The following is a 23,125-nucleotide window of genomic DNA, read 5'->3' on the forward strand; positions in this document are numbered from 1 at the left end:
GCGCAGCCGCCGTGGAGGACGGTGTCCTCTTGGACCGGGCGCGCCGCGAGGATGCCTGTTACTGGGAGGAGCACCGCCGGCCGATCTCCGCAACGAGCTACGGAAGCGGCTGCGGGTCGGGTCGAAGAGGGCCCGGAACCTGGTCGTGCAACTCCGCGCCGATGCCCACCGAGTTCTGGAAGAACACGCTGCGACGGCTGGTCCGCCCGACGGCGACCCGCCTGCGGCCGATCAACCCACGGCCGGTTCGTCGGATGCCGATCCGGACGGTGTCGACCTGGTCGACCTCGGTCCGATGCAGCCGGCCGGATCGGATGTGCTCGCCGCGGCCGGATGACGGCGGGGCTGTCGGGCAGCCGCGTGTCGGTGCCGACACGCCGCGCCTTTGCGGAAATTGCTAGCGGGTACGTCGGCGCCGTGGAAGGAGGTGTAGCCGGGGGCGGTCGTCGGCCGATTGCCGATGGCAAGGCCGTCCTGAACTCCGCAGTCTCCAGGTATGCCCGCTGAATCCGCGAGCACTACTCCCCCCGAGCGCCGCGCCCACGGCGCGCGCTCGGGGGACTCGAACCTGGTGGACCATGTGCACCAGCATCCGAACCGATTGATCTTGGTTCAAGACCCTGAATCACCATCCGCCGGGTCTCCACGCGGTTGCTGGCCAGGGGCGATGCCCGGTGACCGTCGAGATGGGAATATCATCGTCTACCGGATCGAACAAGAGTCCCGTAGACCTGGTAGGTCCGGGCTTTCCGGGCCGCCTGGTCACCGTGATCGTCGGGATCGTGGTTGGGTTGACGTTTCTCTTCGGGTTCGGCAACGCGCTCGGGCTACGGCTCGGCGTCCCGATCTGGGGCGCGCCGTTGGTCGCTCTCCGGCGGCGTAGCTGTCCGTGGTCGCCCTGCTTCTCGGCAGCCGGTATCTCGCCCTATGTGACGGGCCCGTGGAGGTGGTGCGCTCGGCGCGGGAGGCTGCTCATCTTCGGCCAGCATGGTGACGCTGGCGCTGAACATCGCGGAACCCCTGATCGAAGGAGACTTCGGCCGGGCCGCGTTCGACGCGCTGGGCCCCTGCTGCTGATCGGGGGGGCCGAGGTCGGTCCCAGCCTGCTGCAGGCCATGCGGACCGGCGAAACGACCCCGTCGCGATCGGAGGGGTCGCTTGAGCCCTACGCGGCGGAGCGGTCAGCGCCCCACGGATTCCGTTGATGGTATGACCCACTCTACGTGGAAGTCGGCTAGGTTAGCGGTACGGGTTATCTTCCAATAATCGAGGATGCGCCAGGGCATGTTCGTCACGACCCGGCCCTTCGAGTTGCGATACCAAGTGTCCATGCCCTGATGCGTCCACACCATCCGGCTGTGGGCTTCATCGAGTGCTCGATTATACCGCTCATTGACCTCGGGTCGGCACTCGATCGTCTCAATGCCCTGCTCGGTCATAGTGCATAGTGCATCGACTATGTAACGGATCTGTCGCTCGGCGAGAAAGATGAAGCTTCCACCATGTCCGAGGTTCGTGTTCGGCCCATACATGAAGAAGAGGTTCGGAAAACCTGGGGTTGTTATGCCCAGGTAGGCCTCGGCCTCATCGTCACCCCAGATCTCCTTTAGCGACTTGTTCGATCGGCCGATGATCTCCACGTGAATCGGCCGGTGCGCATCGAATCCGGTTGCCATTACGACGGCGTCCGCGGGACGTACGAAACCGTCGGCATCACGCACTCCGTGGGGCGTGAGCCCCGCCGCGGGCCTGGTCACCAGCTCGACGTGCGGGCGCAGGAGGGCCTTGAACCATCCGTTGTCGAGCAGCATCCGCTTGCCGAAGGGCGGATAAGTAGGTAGCGCCTGGGCGATGAGGTCCTCCCTCCCCTCGAGCTGGTCGACGAGGTAACGAGTGAAGTAAGCGCGGTGGGAATCATTCACGGCATTCAGTGAGTACTCTGGATGTGGCCATGTCGGATCTTTTTGTAGTGATGCGTGAATCCGGTCGTTGAAAACCCAGGAAAGCCGGAACCGATACCATTCGTAGTAATAAGGAATGTGTTCCATGAGCCAGTGAACGTCGGAGGACACAGACTGAAAATAGTTCGCGTTCGAAGCAATCCATTGTGGTGAGCGCTGATAGATGGTCAACGATGCGACCTCGTCGACCACAGCCGGGACGATCTGCATGGCGCTCGCGCCGGTGCCGATGACGGCAAGCGAGCGACCGTGCAGATCAAGGCTGTCCGGCCATTCCGCCGAGTGGAACAGAGGTCCCTCGAACTCGTCCATTCCGGGAATGTCTGGGACCTTGGGAACGTTGAGCTGGCCGACCGCGGTGATCACACAGTTCGCTGCGATCTCCTGCTCGGTCCCGTCGGCTTCCCGCACCCGGACGACCCAGCGCCGAGCGGTTTCATGCCAGCTGGCCTTGATCGCTTTGACTCCGAGTCGGATCGACGGCAGCAGGTTGTAATGCCGGGCCAGGTCCTCCAGGTACCGCTCGACCTCTTCTCGCCGTCCGAAGTGGCGGGTCCAGTTGCGGCGAAACCAGTTGAAGGAGTAAAGATAGCTGGGCGTGTCGACCCCGCATCCCGGATAGCGGTTCTCCCGCCAGGTCCCGCCGATGCGTGCGCTCTGTTCGAGGACGACGTGGTCAATGCCCGCATCTTTAAGGTATTTACTCGCAGTGAGTCCGGAGACACCGGCGCCGATCACGACAACGAAAGGGGCCGATCCGGTCTCGGCGACGTGACGCCGGGGGGCAGGGCGGATGTCCATGTTCTCCGCGACCATGGGCTCGTATTCGCCTGGTACCGGCTCGCCCATGCTGAGCGTCATGAGTTCGACCAGAACATCGCTGTTCGGTGCTGGCACGGCGGGTGGCCGTCCGTCCGCCCAGGCGAGAACTGCTTTCACCGTTGCGGCGCGGATCTCGTCGCGCACATGGGACGGCAGGCCGCCATCGCTGTGCTCCTCCATTCCCCGGGTCCGAGTGGGACGGTAGCGCGCCTGAAGCCACTGTTCGTCGCCGGTGAGTTGGTACAGCACGGGGAGCAGCGTTGGGATGTTCGCCTTCGCGATCGCCGACTTCAGCCGGTCGTGATCGAAGGAGGCGGCGCGGGGCCTCGTCGCCGTCATGGTTGCTCCGTCCCACATCTGTCAGCTGGTAGTCAAGTAAGCATCAACGTCTAATTTAGATTAGAATATGAACTCGGTCCATTCCAGCCTCGTGTGACGTCCAGTACGGGAGAGTGCGTCCCGCCGGCGGACGGATGTCAGTCGGCGGCGGGACTTGCCGTCGCGTCGAGCATCAGTCCTGCCTGGTCACGTCGACCATCGCAAGGTCGGTGATGATCCGCTGCACGCAGACCCGTCCGATGAGCGGGAGGGTGCAGACTGAAAGGATCTTCGTGCTGCTGTCCCGGGAGGTGCGTTCCATCAGAACCAGCACCCGTTTGGCGCCATGGACGAGGTCCCGAGGTGCCAGAAGGCGGCATCGATCGTCAGTCGCGTTGATGACTTGAAGCGGGTCAGTCGTTCGGCTCGGTCCCAACGAGAGAGACGAATGACACGCACTCACCAGGGCCGCCGCCGAGGTTGTGGGTCAGTCCGAGCGTTCTGCCGTGCTGCGCGATGCGGCGGTCTGCTGGAACGTCGTCTCGAAGCTGGAGCCAGCATTCGAACAGCATGCGTAGGCCGGAGGCACCGACGGGGTGACCGAAGGCCTTGAGCCCGCCGTCCGGGTTGACGGGGAGTTCGCCGGTGAGGTCGAAGGTGCCGGCCAGGACCTGCTTCCACGCCGTGCCGCGTTCGGCAAAGCCAAGATCTTCCATGAGGACGAGTTCGGTGACCGTGAAGCAGTCATGGACCTCGGCCATAGCGATCTCGGCCCGAGGATCACGAACCCCGGCCTGGCGGTACGCCTCCCGTGCGGAGGCCTCGACCTCCGGGAAGGTCGTGAAGTCGTACGACGGGTCGACGTTGCCCGTCGCGTCACCGGACACACAGGACAGCGCCTTTACATAAAGCGGCCGGTCGGTGTAGCGGTGGGCGTCCTCGGCGCGGACGACAATAGCGGCGGCCGCGCCGTCCGAGACACCGGAACAGTCGAAGACACCGAGCTGGCCGGCCACCAGGGGCGAGCGGGCGATGGTACTGGCCGCTACCGGCGTGCGGAACTGGGCACGTGGGTTGCGGGCGCCGTTGGCGTGATTCTTCCAGGCGATCCGGGTGAAGACCTCCTTGAGTTCGCGGGGATGGACGCCGTACTTCGCCGCGTAGGCCGGGCCGAGCAGGCTGAAGTTGGCGGGTGCAGTGGTGGTGCCCAGCGTGCCGCCGGTCCCGTCCCCGGGGATCGAGGCCCGGGTGAGTCCGGAGTATCCGGAGTCCTTGAGTTTTTCGACGCCGACGGCCATGGCCACGTCGTAGGCTCCGCTCGCCACGGCATAGCACGCGCCGCGCAGCGATTCCGAGCCGGTCACGCACATGTTCTCGACGCGTGTCACCGGCTTGTCCCGGATCCGCAACGGCCGGCTCAGGGTCATGCCGGAAACGCCGGACAGGTACGTCCCGAGCCAGAAGGCATCGATGTCGTCCAGGTTGGTCGAGGCGCTTTCCGTCGCGCCGTGCACCGCCTCGACGAGGAGGTCGTCCGCTGAACGATCCCAGCGCTCACCGAAGGCCGTACAGCTCATGCCCACGATGGCGACACGGTCCCGGATGCCGTTCGAAGCCACTCAGGTCTCCCCCCCGGCGCGCCGGACCGGCCGCGCCTTCCAGAAGTAGTTGTGCACGCCGTCGGCGGTGAGTAGGCGCCGGAATGTCATCTCGACCGGGTCGCCGATCGCGACCTGCGACGCATCCGCGTCGGTGAGCTCGCAGCGGAAGCGTCCGCCGCCGTCGAAGTCGACGACGACGGCGATCATCGGGGGGTGCGGGGTGAACGCCAGTCGATCGACGGTGAACGTCGCCACGGTTCCGTGGGCCCGCGCCATCGGGTGACTTTCCATCGTGTCGACCGCACCGCAATGGAAGCAGACCTGCGCGGGTGGCAGGCTCACGCGGCCGCATCGCGTGCAGCGGGTCGCGGTGAACGCATGCTTGTAGGCGCGCGATCGGTACGCCGGCGGTGCGGCCGGCGGTTCCGGATCTGGTCGCCGTGGTGGCTCCCGTGCGAGCATTCCCCGCCAGTTCAGGAAGGTCGGGTAGCGCAGCGCAGCGCCGCCGCCGGCGAGCGGTGCGGCCGGGCGGCGCCGGCCGATCTGCGCGGTGGTACGCAGGATGAATGCCGTGGCCCCGTCGGCGAGCAGGAGGAGGGCGATCGTGTCGCCGGGCCCGGCCCGCCGCAGCGCGGCGGCGAGCAGGACGCCGAGCTGCGCGGTTCCGGGGTTGCCGATGACCTCGGCGAGGTCGGGCACGACGCGGTCGGCCGGTATGCCGGTCCCGGCCGCCACCCGGCGCACCGACCGCCTGGGCAGGCCGCAGACGACGAGATGATCCACACCGCCCGGAGTGAGGTCCGCCTTCTTGAGCGCGGCGGAAAGGGTGTCCATCGCCAGCGGGACGTAGACGTGCTCGGCGAAGCGATCTTCCCACACCCGTGACGCGAGATCACCGGGAGCGCGCCACCGGTCGAGGAACTCCTCCGTCTCGGCGGCGGCCGAGACCACCTCGGCGAGCACCGGAGTGTCACTGTCGCCCGGCCCGAAGAGCACGGCCGCAGCCGCGTCGCCACCCTCGCGCTCGTCCGCGCTGCCGGGCAGGCCGGTGCGAATGTCGGAGAGCAGCGCCATCGCAGGCTCGGACGCCTCGGCTGCGGCCAGGAACGCGCCTGCCCCCGATCTCACGCCGCCGCACATGTCGACGGCGAGGGCGCCGCTGTCGAGTGCCAGCGCCGAGTGGGCCACCGTCGCGTTGGTCTTGTCGAGGTACGGGGGGACCGTCGTGGCGAGGTACAGGCGCCGGGGACGAGCCGCCGTCGGCACCGTCCGCAGCACGCTTCGTGCCGCTTCGACCGCCATCGACGTTGCGTCCTCGTCGTACGACGCGACGCTGCGCGCGCCGCTCACAACGCCGCCACCGAGCGAGGTGCTGATCGCGGCCCGTTCCAGGCGGTGGTAGGGGATGTAGGCCTCACAGGCCACGATGCCGTGCATACGCCGCCTCCCGGTGTCGCGGGCTAGTCTAATCTAAATTATTTTAGATAGTCAAGCCGTCCGTCACCAGGACGCTTCCCGGCCGTGCGCGGTTGTGGCCTGGCTCGTCACCTCCAGGTGATGCCTTCGAACACCGCACTGACCGTCTGCTCGGCGAGCCGTTCCGGGGTGAGGCGGCCGTCGCGGTGATACCACTCGATGGTCCAGTTGAGGGCCCCGATGATCATGCGATGGACGATGCGGACGTCGAGGTCGGCGCGGATCTCCCCGGCCGCGACACCGTCCGCGAGAAGGTTCCGCCACAACGTGGCGTAGGCGCGCTGAAGGGGGGCGCTGCGGCTGCGGACCTCGTCGGGCACCTGGTCCGTGATCTGGATGAGCGCCGAGGTGTAGTCGCCGAGCGCGAGCGCCGCCAGCAGGTGGGCGGCGATGACGGTCGAGAGGCGGTCGATCGGGTAGGCGTCGGTGGGAAGTTCCGCGACGCTACGGCGGACGATGTCGTCGGTGCGCTGCCAGGCGACCGCGAGGAGCGCGGCGACGAGGTCCTCGCGGGAGCCGAAGTGGTAGTAAAGGCTTCCCGTCTGCATGTCCGCCTCGGTGGCGACGTCCACCAGCCGTGTCCCGGCATACCCGCGGGTACGGAAGACCGTCGCGGCGGCGTCCAGTATCCGTGCCGTCGTCGCGGCCCCACGGGCCGAGGCCGCACTGCTCGGCGCGACCGGCGGCGCCGGTGGTGTGGGCGTCGTGACGCGGCGGTGCACGCGGTGGCCGCGGCCCTCGGGGGTCGCGATGCCCTCCAGAAAGACGGAGTAGAAGTGTGCGATCAGCCGATCGAGGGGGAGGGCCCGTGACCGCGACGGGTACCAGTCAGCCGAGCTGTTCAGGGCCCCGACCAGGAGCATGCGCGTGGCGGAGAGGTCAAGATCCGCGCGCAGTTCCCCGCTGGCGAGGGCGGCTGCGAACAGGTCGCGCCAGAACTCGCCGTAGCGCCGTTGCGCCGCGATCTGCCGTTCGCGGATCTCCGCTGGCACCTGCGAGAGGATACGGATGGTGGCTGCGGTGTAGTCCCCGGTCTTGAGTACGGACGTCAGGTGCGCGGCGATCGCCTCCCGCAGGACGAGCATCCGTGGGGCGTCCGGGGGGATCGCGGCGAGGCGATCGAACACGTAGGTCTCGGTCCGCTCCTGACCCACGCGCAGGACTGCCTCGACCAGCTCCTCCCGGCTGGAGAAGTGGTAGTAGAGGCTGCCCGCCTGGGTGTTGGCGGTCGCGGCGATGTCGGACAGTCGGGTTCCGGTGTAGCCGGTGCGCCGGAACTCGTGCGCGGCGGCGTCCAGGATGCGCGAGCGGGTCGCGAGCGCCTTGCCGCCCGACCGGCTGCGGGCTGTCGTCATGGGAATCCTCTGCGCAACGTACTCCGCCTACTGGACGTGGACCTTCCTGGGCCTGGAGCGAAGTCTAAGCGACATTCGGGATGTGCCCGGGCGGCCTCCGCCGCCGCTTCGACCTCGGGCAAGGGTGTGTGGCGATCGTTGTCCGGAGTCAGGACAGGTACGTTTCTAAAATCTATGTTAGGTTAGACACTGCGGTCGGGTCGGACGTCGGACGAGACCGGCTCGTCTCGAGCCATGATCGTGCCTGGCGCTCCGCGGCGCGGTGCGCCGCACCCGTCCGCCGCCGACCGCGTGCGTGCGCGCCGGCCTGCATCACATCGGAGGTGGTCCGTGATCGAACTCTTGCAGGGTGTCCGCGTGCTCGAGTGCGCGATGCTCCCGACCGGCGACCAGACGAGCCGCCTGCTCGGCGATCTTGGCGCCGACGTCATCAAGGTGGAGCGGCCCGGCGTCGGTGACTACCTGCGTGAGCTCGGTGACCGCATCACCCCGCAGAACAGCGTTTTCCACCTGCTGTGCAACCGAAACAAACGCAGCATCGAGATCGATCTGCGGCTCGACGAGGGCCGCGAGCTCTTCTTCCGCCTGCTGCGCACGGCCGATATCTTCGTCGACGGATTCGCCGGTAACGCCTGTGAGCTTCTGGGTATCGGCTACGAGGCGCAGCGGGCTGTCAAACCGGACATCATCTACTGCCAGGCCAGTGGATTCGGTAGGCGGGGACCGTACAGTCAGATCCCGGTACACGGCTACATGATGGGCGCCGTCGGCGGCCAGGTTGCCCTGACCAAGGACCCGGACGGAGTTGTGCGCGAGAACGTCAACCCCGGCGGGCTCTATTTCTCCGGCTCGATCGACGGCCCGTTGTCGACAGCGCTCTACGGCGCACTCACCACGATCGCTGCCCTGCGCCGCAGGGATCTCACCGGAAACGGTGCCTACATCGACGCCGCGGGCTCCGACGCCGTCCTGGCCAACCAGTGCCTCGATGCGGTCATGACCTGGAATGCCGACCGCATCACAGACCGGCGCAACCCGCCGCCGACCGTCGGGCTCGACCCCCGGAAGCATCCGAAGTACACGTACTACGAGACCGCCGACGACAGGACTGTCCTGCTGGCGGCCATCGAGCACAAGTTCTGGGACAATTTCTGCCGAGCCATCGATCGCCCGGATCTGGTCGACGTCAAGAACACGACCTTCGCCGTCGACTTCGCCGACGGTGGGAAGGCGGACCTGCTGGACGAGCTGATCCCGGTCTTCCGCTCGAAGACCGCGGCGGAGTGGGTGGACATCGCGCTCAAGTGGGACATCCCGCTGTCTCCGGCCAACGGCAAGGCCGAGACTCTCACGGACGAGCACCTGCGCGCCCGGGAGATCATCCACGAGAGCGACCATCCCGTGGCGGGGCCCTACACGAGCACCGGGTGGCCGGCTCCGGTTTCCGGGCAGCCCTTCGACGTCGCGCGCCCCGCACCGGCGCTCGGGGAGCACACCGACGAGGTCCTCGGCGAGTGCGGCCTGACCCCGGACGACATCGCGGGACTGCGGGCCCGCGGGGTGACCGGGCGCCAGCCGTGACCATGTACGCGCCCGAGGTCGTCCCGGCGGACGGGCTGCCCGCGAGCGTCACCGTCTACGAGGTCGGGCCCCGAGACGGTCTGCAGAACGAGAAGGGCGTCATCCCGACCGAGGCGAAGGCGGAGTTCATCCGCCGCCTGCTCGGGGCGGGACTGCGCGTGATCGAGGCGACGAGCTTCGTCCACCCCGACTGGGTTCCGCAGCTGGCCGACGCCGAGGACCTGCTCGACCTGCTCGAGGACCTTCCCGGTGTCCGCTACCCCGTGCTCGTCCCGAATGCCCGAGGCCTGCGGCGTGCCCTCGACCGCGGAGTCCGTGACATCGCGGTCTTCGCCAGCGCGACGGAGACCTTCTCCCGCCGCAACCTGAACCGCGGCGTGACCGAGGCGCTGGAGATGTTCGCCCCGATCGTGGCGTCGGCCCGGGAGGCGGGCGCGGGGGTGCGTGGGTACGTCTCCATGGTCTGCGGTGATCCCTGGGAGGGCGTCGTCGGAGTCGATCAGGTCGTCGAGGTCGCCCGCCGGCTGTTCGAGCTCGGATGCACCGAGATCAGCCTCGGCGACACGATCGGAGTGGGAACGCCGGGACAGGTGACCCGCCTCGTGCGGGCGGTGTCCGGGGCCGGCGTGCCGCTCGAGCAGGTCGCCGTGCACTTCCACGACACCTACGGGCAGGCGCTCGCCAACGTGCTGGCGGCGCTGCAGGCCGGGGTTCGCACGGTGGACAGCTCCGCGGGCGGCCTTGGTGGTTGCCCCTACGCCGAGAGCGCCACGGGCAACCTGGCTACGGAGGACCTCGTCTGGCAGCTCCAGGGACTCGGCGTGCACACCGGGGTGGACCTGGCGGAACTCGTGGCCACCAGCGTCTGGATGGCGCGGGTGCTGGGCCGGCCGAGTCCGTCACCCGTGGTCCGGGCACTGGCCCGCGCGGCGGCCTGACTGCGGGTGTTCGCACGGTCCGTGGCGGCGTCGACGAACGGAGAAATGCGCGTGGAGCTCGGTCTCGATGACGATCCGACGCTCGCTGACCTGAGGTCCGAGCTGCGGAACTGGATCACGGACAATGCGCCGCCGGGGCTGGCCGACCTGCTCGACTGGCGGTCGGGCGTCGATCTGCCCGGGTCCGTCGCCAGCCGGGTACGTGAGGAGGAGAGGGCCTGGGCAATCAGGGATCCGCGCTACCGCCAATGGGAACAGCGCTGCCTGGATGCCCGGCTCGTCTGTCCGGCCTGGCCGACGGAACATGGTGGAAGAGGCTGGCACGCCCCTGAGATGACCGTGCTCGACGAGGAGTTCTACCGGGCCGGTGTTCCGCGCGTTGACCGGGTCCAGGGCGAGTCCATGGTGGGTCCGTCGATCATCCTGCATGGCACCGACGATCAACAGGTGCGGTTCCTGCCGCCCATCCGGTCTGGTGACCATCGCTACTGCCAGGGCTTTTCGGAGCCGGCGGCCGGCTCCGACCTCGCGTCGGCCCGGACCCGTGGCGTCGTCGACGGCGACGAGGTGATCATCACCGGCCAGAAGGTGTGGACCTCGCGGTTCGCGACCGCAAATATGATCTTCGTGCTGTGTCGGACCAACCCCCAGGAATCCAAGCACCGGGGCCTGTCCTACGTCATCGTTCCCTTCACCCCGGGGGAGAACGGCATCGAGGTGCGTCCCATCCGCCAGATGACGGGGGCCGCGGAGTTCGCGGAGGTGTTCTTCGACGCCACTCGGGCCCGCCTCGCCGACGTCATCGGTGGGCTCGGCCGGGGATGGCAGGTCGTCCAGTCGACGCTGGCCTTCGAGCGGGCCGCCGCGGGGCGTGCGAGCACGATGCTGATCCAGGCCCGGCGGCGGGAACTGCGGGACCTCATCGACCTGGCGCGGCGCAAGGGGCTCACCGGGGATCCGTTGGTGCGCCAGGATCTCGCCTGGGCCGCCACCCAGGTCCTGCTGTTGAGCACAACCTGGTCGCGGACGGTGGCCGAGATCGCCGCCGGCCGCGAGCCCGGACGCCAGCAGACCGCGTGGAAGCTCATGTGGAGCGAGTACCACCTGCGGCTGGGGGAGATCGCGCTGCGCATCGCCGGCCCCGGTGCCCTGGCGCGGCCCGCGGGCGTCGGGTACCCGACCGACGACTGGCAGGATGCCTACCTCGTCGCGCACTCCGGCACGGTGTACGCGGGAACCAGCGAGGTGCACCGCAACATCATCGGTGAGGGCGTCCTCGGCCTGCCCCGGGAGCCACGGCCGGCGGCGGCGATCAGATCGTGACGCGATCGGATGCCGACTCGGAAGGCGACTCGGAAGGCGACAAGGAGAACGCGGTGCCACGTTTCCAGTTTCCCGTCGAGGCCGGGCACGTCCTGTGCTTCGCCCGGGCGGTCGGCGACGACGACCCGGTGCGCTACGACGCGGAGCACGAGCGCACGATCCACCGGGGAGGGCTGTCCGCCTCTCCCACGTTCGTCGCCGCGGTGGCTCAGTTCGACCCCGACTGGCCCTACCGGCCGCGGCCTGGTCAGCCCTGGTATGGATCGGGGCGAGGCCCGGGTACGCCGCCCCCGGGGGCGGGCACGACGAGCCTGCACGCGGAGCAGCACTACGAATACCACCGCCAGGTGCGGCCCGGCGACGTGCTCACCGTCGAGCGGTCCGCCGGGGCGGCCTGGGAGAAGCACAGCGCCCGCAGTGGCCGGCTGCGGTTCGAGGAGGAGATCACCCGTTTCACCGACCCCGCCGGTGAACTTGTGGTGACGGCGCGCCGGGTGAGAGTGATCACCGGAGGACCGGCGGAGGGCTTGACATGACCATGGTCCGTGAGCTGGAGATCGGCGGCACCCACACCCAGCTTCTCGTCGAGGAGCTGACCAGAACTCAGATCGTCATGTACGCCGGGGCGTCGGGTGACTACAACCCGCTGCACACCGACGAGGTGTACGCCACCAGGATCGCCGGGTTCCCGTCCGTGCTCGCGCACGGGCAGCTCACCATGGGTCTCACCGCGCGGCTGGTCACCTCGTGGCTCGACGACGCGGTGCTCACCGCGTTCGGGGTGCGGTTCTCCCGGCAGGTGTGGCCGGGAGACACCCTGACGGGCACGGTGACGGTCACGGCCGTCGGCGAACAGGACGGTCGGCCCACCGCCGAACTGATGTTGATCACCACCAACCAGGAGGACCAGACGGTCGTCAGCGGCTATGCGCGGGTGCGCGGCGAGTGAACGGGACGACCTCATGACCGGTGGAACTCGCCGTCAGGCGCTCGTGGCCGGCGGCAGCGGCGGTATCGGCTCGGCCATCTGCGGCGCGCTGGCCCGGGACGGGCTGGACGTGGTCCTCACCTACCGCCGCGATGCCGATGCGGCGAAGCGGGCGGCTACCGCGGTGAGCGATGCGGGTCGGCAGGCCCGGGTGTGCCAGCTCGACCTGACGGACGCGGCCGCCAGCGCCGACCTCGTCGGTCGGCTCCCGCGTCTCGATGTCGTCGTCTATGCCGCCGGTCCGCAGATCCCGATGCGCTACACCGGCGAGATCGACCCGGATCTGTTCGCCCGGCAGATGTCCCGGGACGCGGTCGCGGCGTTCAATCTGCTGCGGCCGGCCATCCCGCCGCTGCGTGCGACCCGGGGGGCCGCGGTCTGCCTCGTCACGACCGCGCTGCGACGTTATGCGACCCGCGACCTGCTCTCCGCGGCGCCCAAAGCGGCCGTGGAGCAGGTGGCCCGCGCCATCGCCGCGGAGGAGGGCAGGCACGGCGTGCGGGCCAACTGCGTCGGTGTCGGGGTGATCCAGGCCGGCCTGTGGGAGGACCTTCTCGCGACCGGCGACTACGACGAGCGGGCACTGGCCGCGGCGATGCGCGCGACGCCGTTGCGGCGGTTCGGCCGCGCGGACGAGGTGGCCGAGGTCGTCGCGTTCCTCGCCTCCGCGCGCTCGTCCTACGTCACCGGGCAGACGCTCTGCGTCGACGGCGGATACTCCGTCTGACCGCCGACGGGACCCCCGCTCGTGGTCCCGGAACTCGTCCGGCCCGGGGCCACGAGCGGGTGGGCCCGATCAGAGGCCGAGACCGAGGGCCACGAGCTCGCGGTGCTCGCGGGGGCTGCCGAGCAGGACCTCCGACGCCTTGGCCCGCTTGAGGAACAGTTGCGTGTCGTGCTCCCAGGTGAACCCGATGCCGCCGTGGACGTGCAGGGCGTCGGTGGCGACCTGGGAGAAGACCTCGGAGCAGTGCGCGCGGGCCATGCTCGACCGCACGGCGAGCTCCGGGCCCGGTGACTCCGCCTCGGTGGCCGCGGCATAGAGGGCGGACCGGGCGGTCTCGACGGCGACGAGCATGTCCGCACAGCGGTGCTTGACCGCCTGGAAGCCGCCGATCGGGCGCCCGAACTGTTCGCGCAGCCGGGCATGGCCGACCGTCAGGTCGAGGCAGGCCTCGGCGCCGCCGAGCTGCTCGGCGGCGAGGGCGACGGCCGCCCGCCGCAGGACGAAGCGCAGCGCACCGGCGCCCCCGCCCTCCCGGCCGAGGAGCCGCGCGGGGGCTCCGTGCAACGCGATCCGGGCGAGTCTGCGGGTCTGGTCGAAGGCCGGGATCGGCTCGCGGACGACACCGTCCGCGTCGCCGTCGACGAGGAACAGGGACAGCCCGTCATCGCCGATCGTGCCCACCGCGCGGGCCGACACGATCAGGAGCTCCGCCGTCGCGCCATCGACGACCCGCGTCTTGCTTCCGGTCAGGCGAAAGCCGCCGGGACCGGCGGCCGCGATCGTGCCGACCTCGGACACGTCGAAACGGTCACCTTCGGCAAAAGCAATCGTCGCCGTCGCCTCGGCCGCCGCGATCCGGGGCAGGAACGTCGCCCGATCGTCGGGCGAGCCCGCCAGCAGGAGTGTGTCGGCGCCGAGGCAGACGGTGGAGAAGTAGGGGCCGCCGTACAACACGCGACCCATCTCCTCGAGCACGACCGTCAGCGTCTCGTACGGCAGTCCCAGCCCGCCGTACTCCTCGGGCAGGTGCAGGGCCGTCAGACCCAGCTCCTTGCCCAGCCGGTCCCACACCGCGACGTCATGGCCGCCCGCGACATCCGCCTGATGTCGGGCCGCGGACACGGGGGCGTTCTCGGCGAGGAAGCCGCCGACCAGCGTCCGAAGTTCCAGGCCCTCCGCCGTCATTGCCGCGATCATCGTGTGCCCTCTCGTGTGGCCGTCCGGACAGGCCGGGCCGCGGGCCGGCCGCGTGGCCGCTGGGCCCGCGGACCCAACCTTGACTTCTAATTCGAACTCGGTATAGAAAACGTAGACGAGCGGGGCCTCCCTGGCAAGGCTGGACGACGCCGTGGCGCCGGGTCCGGCCCGGGTGAATCCACGAGAGGAACTGCAACATGACAATCGCACCGGACGCCGTCGCTGTGGTCCGCGCCTTTACGACCGCCCTGGGGGCCGGCGACGTCGGCACCTGTCTCGGCCTTCTCGCGGAGGACATCGTCTTCGCCGAGGCCGCCAGCCTGCCCTTCGGCGGGGAGTGGGTGGGCAAGTCCGGATTCGTGGCGCTGTTGAAGGCGGTGGGCCGGGACTACGACGTGCGGCTGGAGCCCCCGACGGTGGATGCGGCGGGCGACGCGGTTCTCGTCCGGGTGTTCGGAACCTTTACCTCACGAAGAACGGGACGCAGCATGCCGATGAAGGTGCTCGATCTGTACCGCCTCCGGGATGGTCTGGTCGTCCGGGTGGACGTCTACTACCAGGACTGCCTGGCGCTGCGGGAGCTCGGTGGCCACCCGTCGGACGGTGCGGCCGAGGCGGCCACCCGATGAACGACCGACCCGCCGCGTGCCGGGCGGCCGAGGCGCTCGGTCACGACTACGACCACTACGATCCGGCCTTCGCTCTCGATCCCCACGCCGACTACGCAAAACTGCGGGCCGCCTGTCCGGTGGCCTACACCGACAACTACGGCGGCTTCTTCGTCGTCTCCAGGTTTCGCGATCTGAACGAGGTGCTGCACGACGCGAAGGCGTTCTCCTCCTGGCCCGCCGACACGCCCCCGACTCCGGGCCACTCGCGGGCCCTGATCCCGCTCGAGGTGGACCCGCCGGAGCACCGTCGCTATCGCATGATCATCGATCCGATCTTCCGCCCCCGGGCGATCGGGGGTATGGCTGACGAGATCCGTTCCCGGGCCGCGGAGCTGGCCGCGCGCATGGCGGCCGAGCGTGAGTTCGACTTCATGGAGAAGTTCGGCCGGCCGTTTCCGGGCGCCGTCTTCCTACGACTCGTCGGCCTCGATTTCAGCGTCGAGCAGCGTGACCAGCTCTGCGACTGGGCGGGCACAATCCTGCACACGACGACGGAGGGGGCCACGCACGGCGATGTGGAGGCGCAGACGGCCGCGCGGCTGAAAGCGGGCCGGGCACTGAACACTTTTCTGCGGGGCCTGCTCGACGAGCGGCTTGAAACTCCCGGGGAGGACATCCTCTCGCGGCTGATCGACGCCGAACTGCCGGGCCAGCGGAAGATGGATTACCACGAGATCCTCAATTTCGCCTATGTCCTGGTGCTCGCCGGGCTCGACACGGTCACGACGGCGCTCGGCTTCAGCTTCCTGCACCTCGCCCGACGGCCCGACCTGCAGGACCGGATCGCGGCCGACCCGTCACTCATCCCCGGGGCCGTCGAGGAACTGCTGCGCTACGAGCCGATCGTCCATGCGAGCCGGACCGTCATGGAGTCGCGGGTACTGGGCGGAACGCAGCTGCAGCCCGGCGACCGGGTGGTGCTGCCGCTCGCGTCCGCGCACCGCGACGAGGAGGCCTTCCCGGACGCGAACGAGCTGCTCATCGACCGGAAGATCGCCTCGACACTGGTCTTCGGCGCAGGCAGCCACCGCTGTGTCGGGATGCATCTGGCCCGCATGGAGCTGACCATCGCCTTCGAGGAGATCTTCCGGCGCGTACCGCGCTTCTCCCTTCCGCCCGACGCGGTCCTCGAGACGCACGGCGGGCAGACGCGGAGCCTGATGAACCTGCCGTTTCGCACCTGGCGCGACGACTGATGCCGGCGACACCCGTCGACGCTGGGCCGGACAGCGGTGAAGGAGGCCCGGACATGACCGCGCAGGAAGGCGCCGATCGCCGCGCCGGGCTACGGCCCGACGTCGTCGCCCGTTTCCTGGATCCCCACTCCGTCGCGATCGTCGGGGTCTCCACAGGGGTCACCGAGGCCTACAAAGCGGGTGGTCGGGCGGTGCTCGACCACCTCGGGACCTACGGCTACGCCGGGCGGGTAACCGTCGTCCACCCGACGGCCGTCGAGGTCGACGGCCGTCCGGCTCTGCGGTCCCTGACCCTCCTGCCGGACGTGCCGGACGTGGTCGTCGTCGCGGTGCCGGCCCATCGGGTGCGGGGGGTGCTCGAACAGTGCGCGGCGGTGGGCGCTCGCCAGGTCCTGATGCTCACCGCCGGATTCGGCGACCTGGGGGAGGAGGGCGAGCGGCTGGAGCACTCGCTGCTGGAGTACGCGCGGGAGCAGGGAATCAACGTCGTCGGCCCCAACAGCACCGGGCTGATCACGGTGCGCACCGGACTGGCGTTGAGCATGACCTCGGTCCTGACCGGTGGGGAACCGATCCCCGCCGGCGGCCTCGCGATCATCGCCCAGAGCGGGGCGATCGGGAGCACCGTGGTCGAGCGGGCGAAGGTGGCCGGGGTCGGCGTCTCGCATGTCGTGAGCACCGGCAACCAGCGCGACATGGATGTCCCCGACTTCCTCGCGTACTTCGCCGGCGCCCCGGACGTCCACACGGTCGCGGCGTACCTGGAGTCCATCCGCGACGGCGAACTGCTCGCGCGGGCGGTACGCGAGCTCACCCGGGCGGGCAAACGGTTCATCGTCTATCTCGGGGGCCGTACCTCCGCCGGGGAGCGCGCGGCCGCCAGCCACACCGGCAAGATCGTCGGACGGGGCCAGCTCGAACTGGCCCTGCTGCGAGCGCTGGGCGCGACCGTGGTCGACGATCCGGACGACCTGTGGGTACTCGGCGGTGCCGATACCGGTGAGCCCGGCGGGCGTTTCCCGCGCCGCTGGGGGATGGTCGCGTACTCCGGCGGTATGGCCGTTCTCGCCACGGAGCAGCTCGCCGCGGCCGGGGTGACCTTCCCTGCGCTGTCGGGGGCGACGTTCGCCCGGGTGAAGGAGCGGGCTCCGTCCTTCGCGGCGGCCCCCAACCCGCTCGACGTCGGTCCCGGGTCGATGCCGAACGACTTCCGGCACTACCTCGCGGCGGTGGCCGACGACCCGGCGGTCGAAGCGGTGTGTGTCCCGCTGCCGATGGGCGCGCGTGGGTGGAACCAGTCCAGCGTCGATGACGTCCTCGCGGTGCGCGAGAGCTCCCGCAAGCCGTTCGTCGTGCTCTGGTACGGCGGCCCGGCGCTCGGACCCCACATCGCCCGCCTGCGCGCCGCGGGCGTCCTGGTCGCGCAGACCCCGTCCGACCTCGGCCGGGTCGTCCGGGCCCTGCTCGGCCCGGCGCGGGAGCCGACGCAGTTGGTGCTGTCGGGGACGGCCGTGCCGTCGGTGCCGTCGGTGCCGTCGGGGACGGCCACGGCCGGGACCGCCGGCGGGGTGGTCGGCGGGGCGGATGCCCTCATGCTGCTGGCGTCCGCCGGAGTCGACGTCTGCCCGATGCGGGTGTGCGCCGACGCCACCTTCTCGGTACTGAAGGCCGCCGAGGAGATCGGTTACCCCGTCGTCCTGAAGTCGGGTGACGCGGCGGTGGCGCACCGGACGGAGCTTGGCCTGGTCGCCGTCGGGCTCGGCTCCGCGCCGGCGGTGGCGGCGGCGCTGAGCGAGATGCGGGGCCGGTGGGCGGCGGACGGCCCCCGCCCCTGGATCGTGCAGAAGATGGTCTCCGGCGGCCTGGAACTGGTTCTCACCGTCCGTGACGCCGGTCTGCTGGGAGTGTTCGGGAGCTTCGGCCTCGGCGGCGCCGCGGTCGAAGTGCTCCGCGACGTGGAGTCGGTGCCGCTGCCGTGCGACGAGCCCACGCTGCGCCGGGCGGCGTCCCGCCTGCGGACGGCGGAACTTCTCGAGGGGTTCCGGGGTGGCGAACCGGTCTCCTTCGCCTGGCTCGCCACGACCCTCAACGGGCTGGGCGAGGTGCTGCGGGCGCACGGGCTGGCGGAGATCGAGATCAACCCGGCGCTGGTATCGCGGCGCGGCGGCGTCGTCGTCGATGCGTTGCTCATCGCGAGTCCCGTCGACTTGACCGGGAAAAAATTGAGATTAGAATTAGAAAACGACGTTCACGCGTGATTCCGTGCGTAACGCGAGCCTTTCCTGAATGAGGTTCCCGATGTCAGAGGCAGTCTTACCGGTCTTCGACTGCGACCAGCACTACTACGAGCCCCTGGACGCGTTCACTCGGCACTGCCCGAAGGGCTGGGCCGAACGCACGGTGCAGGTCGCGACCATCGACAAGAGGGTACGCCTGATCGTCGGGGGAAAGACGGATAAAACCGTCACGAACCCGACCTTCGACCCCATCGTCCAACCGGGCGTCATGTCCGACTACTTTCGGGGCAACAAGGCCGGAAAGCCGCTCGCGGAGTACCTCGCCCAGCGCGAGCCGCTCCCGGCCCACTACCGCGACCGTGATGCCCGGATCACCCGGATGGACTCCCAGGAGCTCCAGGCCATCTGGTTGCTGCCCTCCCTCGGCATGGGCATCGAGGAGAGCCTCCAGTACGACGTCGCCGCCGCGGCCGTCGCGTTCAGGGCGTTCAACCGCTACCTGCTGGACGACTGGGGATACAACCACGCCGACCGCATCTTCACCGCGCCGTACCTCGCCTTCGGTGACGTAGACGCTGCCGTGGCCGAGGTCGAACACGGCCTGGCCCACGGGGCCCGCCTGTTCGTGGTCCGCCCGCAGGCGGTCTACACCGCGGATGGTTGGGTGAGTCCCGGCAGTGAGCGTTTCGATCCGATCTGGGCCCGGATCGCGGAGGCCGGCGCGACCTGTGTCCCGCACGTCGGCGAGGTGGGCGGGGCGGGTCTGGACAAGTACGTCGAGCACCACGGCAACATCATCGGCGGTGTCGCCCCGCCGCTGGAGGTCGCGGTGGGCCACGACCGGGCGATCGGCACCTACCTCGGAGCGCTGGTCTGCGACAAGCTGTTCGAGCGGTTCCCGACGCTGCGGATTGCGTCGGTGGAGAACGGTGCCGAGTTCCTTCCGCTCCTGCTGGCCGGCCTCAACCGGGCGGGTTTCCAGCGGCCCGGTTTCTTCGCCTCGGACCCCGTGGCGCAGTTCAAGGAGCACGTCTGGGTGTCCCCCTTCTGGGAGGACGATCTGATCGAGGTCGTCGGGCATCTGGGCGTGGACCACGTGATCTTCGGGTCCGACTACCCCCACCCCGAGGGACTCGCCGAGCCCCGGGACTACGAGAAGACCGTGGCCGAGCTCGACGACCCGGTCGCCGAGCGCAAGATCCTCTGGTTTAACACCGCCGCGCTGACCGGCCTCGTCTGACCGGCCAGGCGCGGCCGTCATGGAGCTGAGGGACAAGGTCGTCGTCGTCACCGGTGGTGCGAATGGCATGGGAGAGGCGATGTGCCGGCGGTTCGCCGCCGAGGGGGCCTCGATGGTGGTCTGCGACATCGATGCCGCCGGCACGCGGCGCGTGGCCACCGAGGTCGGCGGTCTCGGCCGGGTGGTAGATGTGCGCGACGAGGCCCAGATCCGTGCGCTCGTGCGGGATGTCATCGAGGTGCGGGGCCGGATCGACGTCTTCGTCGCCAACGCGGGTGTCCTGTGGGGCGAGCCGCACGACGGCGTGACGCCGCTGCAGGACCGGGGCAACGTCTGGGCCTCGAACGCCGCGTGGCAGGAGATGTGGGACGTCAACGTGATGGCCCAGGTGTACGCGGCCCGGGCGGTGCTGCCCCACATGCTCGCGCGGGGTGAGGGATACCTCGTCCAGAACGCGTCGGCGGCGGGACTGTTGACCGCGCTCGGGAATGCCCCCTACACGGCGAGTAAACACGCCGTGGTGGGGCTCACGGAGTGGCTGTCGATTCATCATGGTGCGCAGGGCATCAAGGTGTCGTGCATCGTCGCCGAAGGGGTACGCACCGACATGCTGCGCGGCGCGCAGGGTGAATGGTTCGCCGTGGCGGGAGCCATAGACCCCGACGATGCGGCGGCGGCCGTTGTGGCGGGTATCCGAACGGAGCAGTTCCTTATTCTCACGCATCCGAAAGTGGAGCAGTACTTCCGCGGGAAGGCCGCGGATTACGACGGCTGGCTCACGAGGATGCGTCGCCTGCACGCGAAGACACCGCGATGACGGTGATGACGGGAGCGGACATGATCGAACGTGACAGTCTTTTCATCGACGGCGGTTGGCGGGCGTCGGCCGGAGAACGGATGCTGGACGTTCACGGTGCCGCGACGGGCAAGGTCCTGGGACGGGTGCCAGACGGCACCGCGGCGGACGTCGACCTGGCGGTCGCCGCCGCGCGTCGGGCCTTCCCCACCTGGTCGGGTGCGCCGCTCGAGGAGCGGCTCGGTCTCCTGGCCCGGGTGGAGACGCTGATGGCCGAGAGGGCCGAGGACCTGGCCCGGCTCATCTCCAGCGAGGTGGGAACCCCGATCAAGGTCTCCCGTCTGGTTCAGGTGAGCCTGCCGATCCGGGTGCTGGCGACCTACCGTGAACTGCTGCCGACGCTGCCGATCGAGGAACGGATCGGTGACTCGCTGGTGGTGCGTGAGCCGATCGGCGTGGTCGCGGCCATCACGGCGTGGAACTACTCCCTGCAGCAGGTGGTCGGAAAGGTGGGTGCCGCCCTGGCCACGGGCTGCACCGTCGTGGTCAAGCCGTCCGAGGTCGCACCGCTGTCGGCGTTCGTGTTCGCCGATCTCATGGCGGAAGCGGGCTTCCCGCCAGGGGTGTTCAACCTGCTCTCCGGCACCGCGGCCTCGGTCGGGGAGCCGCTGGTCGCCCACCCTGGCGTCGACATGATCCACTTTACCGGCTCGACTGCGGCGGGACGCCGGATCGGGGCGGCGGCGGCGCAGACCGTCAAACGTGTCGCGCTGGAACTGGGCGGCAAGTCGGCCAACATCATCCTCGACGACGCCGACCTCGCGCAGGCCGTGAAGGTCGGCGTCGCCAACTGCTTCACCAACTCCGGCCAGACCTGCACGGCCTGGACCCGCATGCTCGTCCCGCGTGACCGCCTCGGCGAGGTCGAGGATCTGGTGATGGCCCGGCTCCAGGGATACCGCGCCGGCGATCCCCTCGAGCCCTCGACCAACTTCGGACCGCTCGGGTCCGAGGCCCAGCAGAGCCGGGTTCGCGAGCACATCGAGCGGGCCCTCGCCGAGGGTGCCCGCCTGCTGGCCGGTGGCACGCAGCCGCCGCCGGGAGCCGCCGACGGCTACTTCGTCGCGCCGACCGTCTTCACCGACGTCCGCCCGGATATGGGAGTCGCGCGCGAGGAGGTCTTCGGCCCGGTGCTGGCGATCATCCCCTACGGCGACGAGGACGAGGCGGTCGAGATCGCGAACGCGAGCATCTACGGTCTCGCCGGTGCCGTGTGGTCGGCCGATCCGGCGCGGGCGCAGCGGGTCGCGCGCCGGCTGCGGACCGGGCAGGTCGACATCAACGGCTCGTGGTTCAACCCGCTCGCTCCGTTCGGTGGTTACCGACAGTCCGGCACCGGCCGAGAGCTGGGTGTTCACGGCCTGCTCGAGTTCTACGAGCTCAAGTCGCTGCAGCTCGGCCCGTCCGACTGAGGAGGAGATCATCCGGTGGATTTCACGCCGAACGCGGACATTGAGCTCATCCGGGACGCGGTCCGGGGCATTTGCCGGAAGTTTGACGACGAGTACTGGGCCGAGCGCGATGCGAAACACGAGTTCCCGTGGGACTTCTACGCCGCGCTCGCCGAGGGTGGCTGGATCGGTATCGCCATCGGAGAGGACTACGGCGGTGGCGGGCGCGGCATCGTCGAAGCTTCGGTCATCCTGCAGGAGATAGCGGCGTCCGGCGCGGCGATGAACGGCTGCAGCGCTGTTCACCTTTCCATCTTCGGAATGCACCCGGTAGAGAAGTACGGGTCGGCCGAGCTGAAGCGGCGCTACCTCCCGCGGGTGGCGGACGGCAGCCTGCATGTCGCCTTCGGCGTCACCGAACCCGATGCGGGAACCGAGACCCTCGCCATTCGGACGTCCGCGGTGCGCGAAGGGGACCACTACCGCGTGCGGGGGGCGAAAGTATGGACCTCGAAGGCCCTGGACGCGGACCGCGTCCTGCTTCTGGTGCGCACCACGCCGGCGGAGGAATGCGTGCGGCGCACCGACGGGCTGACGTTGCTCATGGCCGATCTCACCGATCCCGCGGTCACCATCACCCCGATCGCGAAGGCGGGCCGCAACGCGGTCTCCTCGTGCGAAACGGTCTACGACGACCTGATGGTTCACGTCTCTGACCGGGTCGGGGAGGAGGGACACGGCTTCCGCTACCTCCTCGACGGTCTGAACGCGGAGCGCGTGCTCATCGCCTCGGAGGCGATCGGCATCGGCGTGGCCGCCCTGCGTCGCGCGGTCGCCTACGCCAACGATCGGGTGGTGTATGGCCGCCCGATCGGGACCAATCAGGGGGTGGCGTTCCCGCTCGCGGACGCCCATGCTCGGCTACGGGCCGCGGAACTGGTCACCCGCCAGGCCGCGTGGGCGATCGACCAGGGACTTTCCGCGGGCGCCGAGGCCAACACGGCGAAGTACCTCGCCGCGGAGGCCGGTTTCGCCGCCGCCGACGCGGCCATACAGACGCACGGTGGCTTCGGCTACGCGGAGGAGTACCACGTCGTCCGCTACTGGCGGGAGGCGAGGCTCATGAAGATCGCCCCGATCCCGCAGGAGCTCATCCTCGCCTACCTCTCCCAACACGTCCTCGGTCTTCCGAAGAGCTACTGATACGACCGGCTCGAGCGTCCCCGGCCCGGCCCCGGCCACGTGAG

Annotated in this window: 19 protein-coding genes and 1 pseudogene; 14 read left to right on the forward strand and 6 right to left on the reverse strand. The window is 69.4% G+C overall.

Annotated elements, in window-relative coordinates:
• Positions 1-686 precede the first annotated feature (686 nt).
• Positions 687-1,125: pseudogene (locus FRAQA3DRAFT_RS36485) on the forward strand (hypothetical protein); the annotation flags it as partial.
• Between the two features lie 56 nt (positions 1,126-1,181).
• Here the strand turns inward: FRAQA3DRAFT_RS36485 and FRAQA3DRAFT_RS01245 are convergent.
• From FRAQA3DRAFT_RS01245 to FRAQA3DRAFT_RS01260, 5 genes are all read right to left on the reverse strand, one after another.
• Complete coding sequence (locus FRAQA3DRAFT_RS01245) at positions 1,182-3,122, reverse strand: NAD(P)/FAD-dependent oxidoreductase (RefSeq protein ID WP_009399362.1); 1,941 nt, start codon at positions 3,120-3,122, stop codon at positions 1,182-1,184.
• 172 nt (positions 3,123-3,294) lie between these two features.
• Positions 3,295-3,423 (reverse strand): hypothetical protein, encoded by a 129-nt coding sequence (locus tag FRAQA3DRAFT_RS36490; RefSeq protein ID WP_308203323.1) that lies wholly within the window; start codon positions 3,421-3,423, stop codon positions 3,295-3,297.
• A gap of 91 nt (positions 3,424-3,514) precedes the next feature.
• Complete coding sequence (locus FRAQA3DRAFT_RS01250; RefSeq protein WP_009399363.1) at positions 3,515-4,720, reverse strand: acetyl-CoA acetyltransferase; 1,206 nt, start codon at positions 4,718-4,720, stop codon at positions 3,515-3,517.
• Positions 4,721-6,139 carry an OB-fold domain-containing protein gene (locus FRAQA3DRAFT_RS01255; protein WP_009399365.1) on the reverse strand — a complete coding sequence of 473 codons (1,419 nt, stop codon included), beginning with the start codon at positions 6,137-6,139 and terminating at the stop codon, positions 4,721-4,723.
• 107 nt (positions 6,140-6,246) lie between these two features.
• Entirely contained in the window at positions 6,247-7,533 is a 1,287-nt protein-coding gene (locus FRAQA3DRAFT_RS01260; protein WP_009399367.1) for a TetR family transcriptional regulator, read from the reverse strand.
• Positions 7,534-7,863: 330 nt separating this feature from the next.
• On the opposite strand from FRAQA3DRAFT_RS01260, the gene FRAQA3DRAFT_RS01265 reads away from it, so the two are divergent.
• From FRAQA3DRAFT_RS01265 to FRAQA3DRAFT_RS01290, 6 genes are read left to right on the forward strand one after another with little or no spacing between them, the layout of a single operon-like run.
• Positions 7,864-9,114 carry a CaiB/BaiF CoA-transferase family protein gene (locus FRAQA3DRAFT_RS01265; RefSeq protein WP_009399370.1) on the forward strand — a complete coding sequence of 417 codons (1,251 nt, stop codon included), beginning with the start codon at positions 7,864-7,866 and terminating at the stop codon, positions 9,112-9,114.
• A 2-nt stretch (positions 9,115-9,116) separates the two neighbouring features.
• Positions 9,117-10,052: a hydroxymethylglutaryl-CoA lyase gene (locus tag FRAQA3DRAFT_RS01270; RefSeq protein WP_035920432.1), complete on the forward strand. Its 936-nt coding sequence runs from the start codon at positions 9,117-9,119 to the stop codon at positions 10,050-10,052.
• 45 nt (positions 10,053-10,097) lie between these two features.
• Positions 10,098-11,375 (forward strand): acyl-CoA dehydrogenase family protein, encoded by a 1,278-nt coding sequence (locus tag FRAQA3DRAFT_RS01275; RefSeq protein ID WP_035920435.1) that lies wholly within the window; start codon positions 10,098-10,100, stop codon positions 11,373-11,375.
• Positions 11,376-11,428: 53 nt separating this feature from the next.
• Positions 11,429-11,911 carry a MaoC family dehydratase N-terminal domain-containing protein gene (locus FRAQA3DRAFT_RS01280; RefSeq protein ID WP_009399374.1) on the forward strand — a complete coding sequence of 161 codons (483 nt, stop codon included), beginning with the start codon at positions 11,429-11,431 and terminating at the stop codon, positions 11,909-11,911.
• Complete coding sequence (locus FRAQA3DRAFT_RS01285; protein ID WP_009399375.1) at positions 11,908-12,324, forward strand: MaoC/PaaZ C-terminal domain-containing protein; 417 nt, start codon at positions 11,908-11,910, stop codon at positions 12,322-12,324. The genes FRAQA3DRAFT_RS01280 and FRAQA3DRAFT_RS01285 overlap by 4 nt, the downstream gene beginning before the upstream one ends.
• A gap of 13 nt (positions 12,325-12,337) precedes the next feature.
• Complete coding sequence (locus FRAQA3DRAFT_RS01290) at positions 12,338-13,090, forward strand: SDR family NAD(P)-dependent oxidoreductase (protein ID WP_009399378.1); 753 nt, start codon at positions 12,338-12,340, stop codon at positions 13,088-13,090.
• 69 nt (positions 13,091-13,159) lie between these two features.
• Here FRAQA3DRAFT_RS01290 and FRAQA3DRAFT_RS01295 read toward each other — a convergent pair whose 3' ends face one another.
• Positions 13,160-14,275, reverse strand: coding sequence for an acyl-CoA dehydrogenase family protein (locus FRAQA3DRAFT_RS01295; protein WP_232291861.1), 1,116 nt, complete (start codon positions 14,273-14,275; stop codon positions 13,160-13,162).
• A 209-nt stretch (positions 14,276-14,484) separates the two neighbouring features.
• On the opposite strand from FRAQA3DRAFT_RS01295, the gene FRAQA3DRAFT_RS01300 reads away from it, so the two are divergent.
• The 7 genes from FRAQA3DRAFT_RS01300 to FRAQA3DRAFT_RS01330 are packed head-to-tail and all read left to right on the forward strand — an operon-like array spanning position 14,485 to position 23,081.
• Positions 14,485-14,916 (forward strand): nuclear transport factor 2 family protein, encoded by a 432-nt coding sequence (locus FRAQA3DRAFT_RS01300; protein ID WP_009399380.1) that lies wholly within the window; start codon positions 14,485-14,487, stop codon positions 14,914-14,916.
• On the forward strand, positions 14,913-16,154 hold the full coding sequence (locus FRAQA3DRAFT_RS01305) for a cytochrome P450 (RefSeq protein WP_009399382.1): 1,242 nt from the start codon (positions 14,913-14,915) through the stop codon (positions 16,152-16,154). The genes FRAQA3DRAFT_RS01300 and FRAQA3DRAFT_RS01305 overlap by 4 nt, the downstream gene beginning before the upstream one ends.
• Positions 16,155-16,207: 53 nt before the next feature.
• The gene (locus FRAQA3DRAFT_RS01310) at positions 16,208-18,412 is read left to right on the forward strand and encodes an acetate--CoA ligase family protein (RefSeq protein ID WP_009399384.1); all 2,205 of its coding nucleotides are present in this window, start codon (positions 16,208-16,210) and stop codon (positions 18,410-18,412) included.
• A gap of 40 nt (positions 18,413-18,452) precedes the next feature.
• Positions 18,453-19,631, forward strand: coding sequence for an amidohydrolase family protein (locus FRAQA3DRAFT_RS01315; RefSeq protein WP_009399386.1), 1,179 nt, complete (start codon positions 18,453-18,455; stop codon positions 19,629-19,631).
• A gap of 19 nt (positions 19,632-19,650) precedes the next feature.
• Positions 19,651-20,448 carry an SDR family oxidoreductase gene (locus FRAQA3DRAFT_RS01320; protein ID WP_009399388.1) on the forward strand — a complete coding sequence of 266 codons (798 nt, stop codon included), beginning with the start codon at positions 19,651-19,653 and terminating at the stop codon, positions 20,446-20,448.
• 20 nt (positions 20,449-20,468) lie between these two features.
• Positions 20,469-21,899 (forward strand): aldehyde dehydrogenase family protein, encoded by a 1,431-nt coding sequence (locus FRAQA3DRAFT_RS01325; RefSeq protein WP_009399389.1) that lies wholly within the window; start codon positions 20,469-20,471, stop codon positions 21,897-21,899.
• A 15-nt stretch (positions 21,900-21,914) separates the two neighbouring features.
• Complete coding sequence (locus FRAQA3DRAFT_RS01330; protein ID WP_009399390.1) at positions 21,915-23,081, forward strand: acyl-CoA dehydrogenase family protein; 1,167 nt, start codon at positions 21,915-21,917, stop codon at positions 23,079-23,081.
• Positions 23,082-23,125 lie beyond the last annotated feature (44 nt).

Origin of the sequence: Frankia sp. QA3, assembly GCF_000262465.1 — a bacterium.
GTDB lineage: Bacteria > Actinomycetota > Actinomycetes > Frankiales > Frankiaceae > Frankia.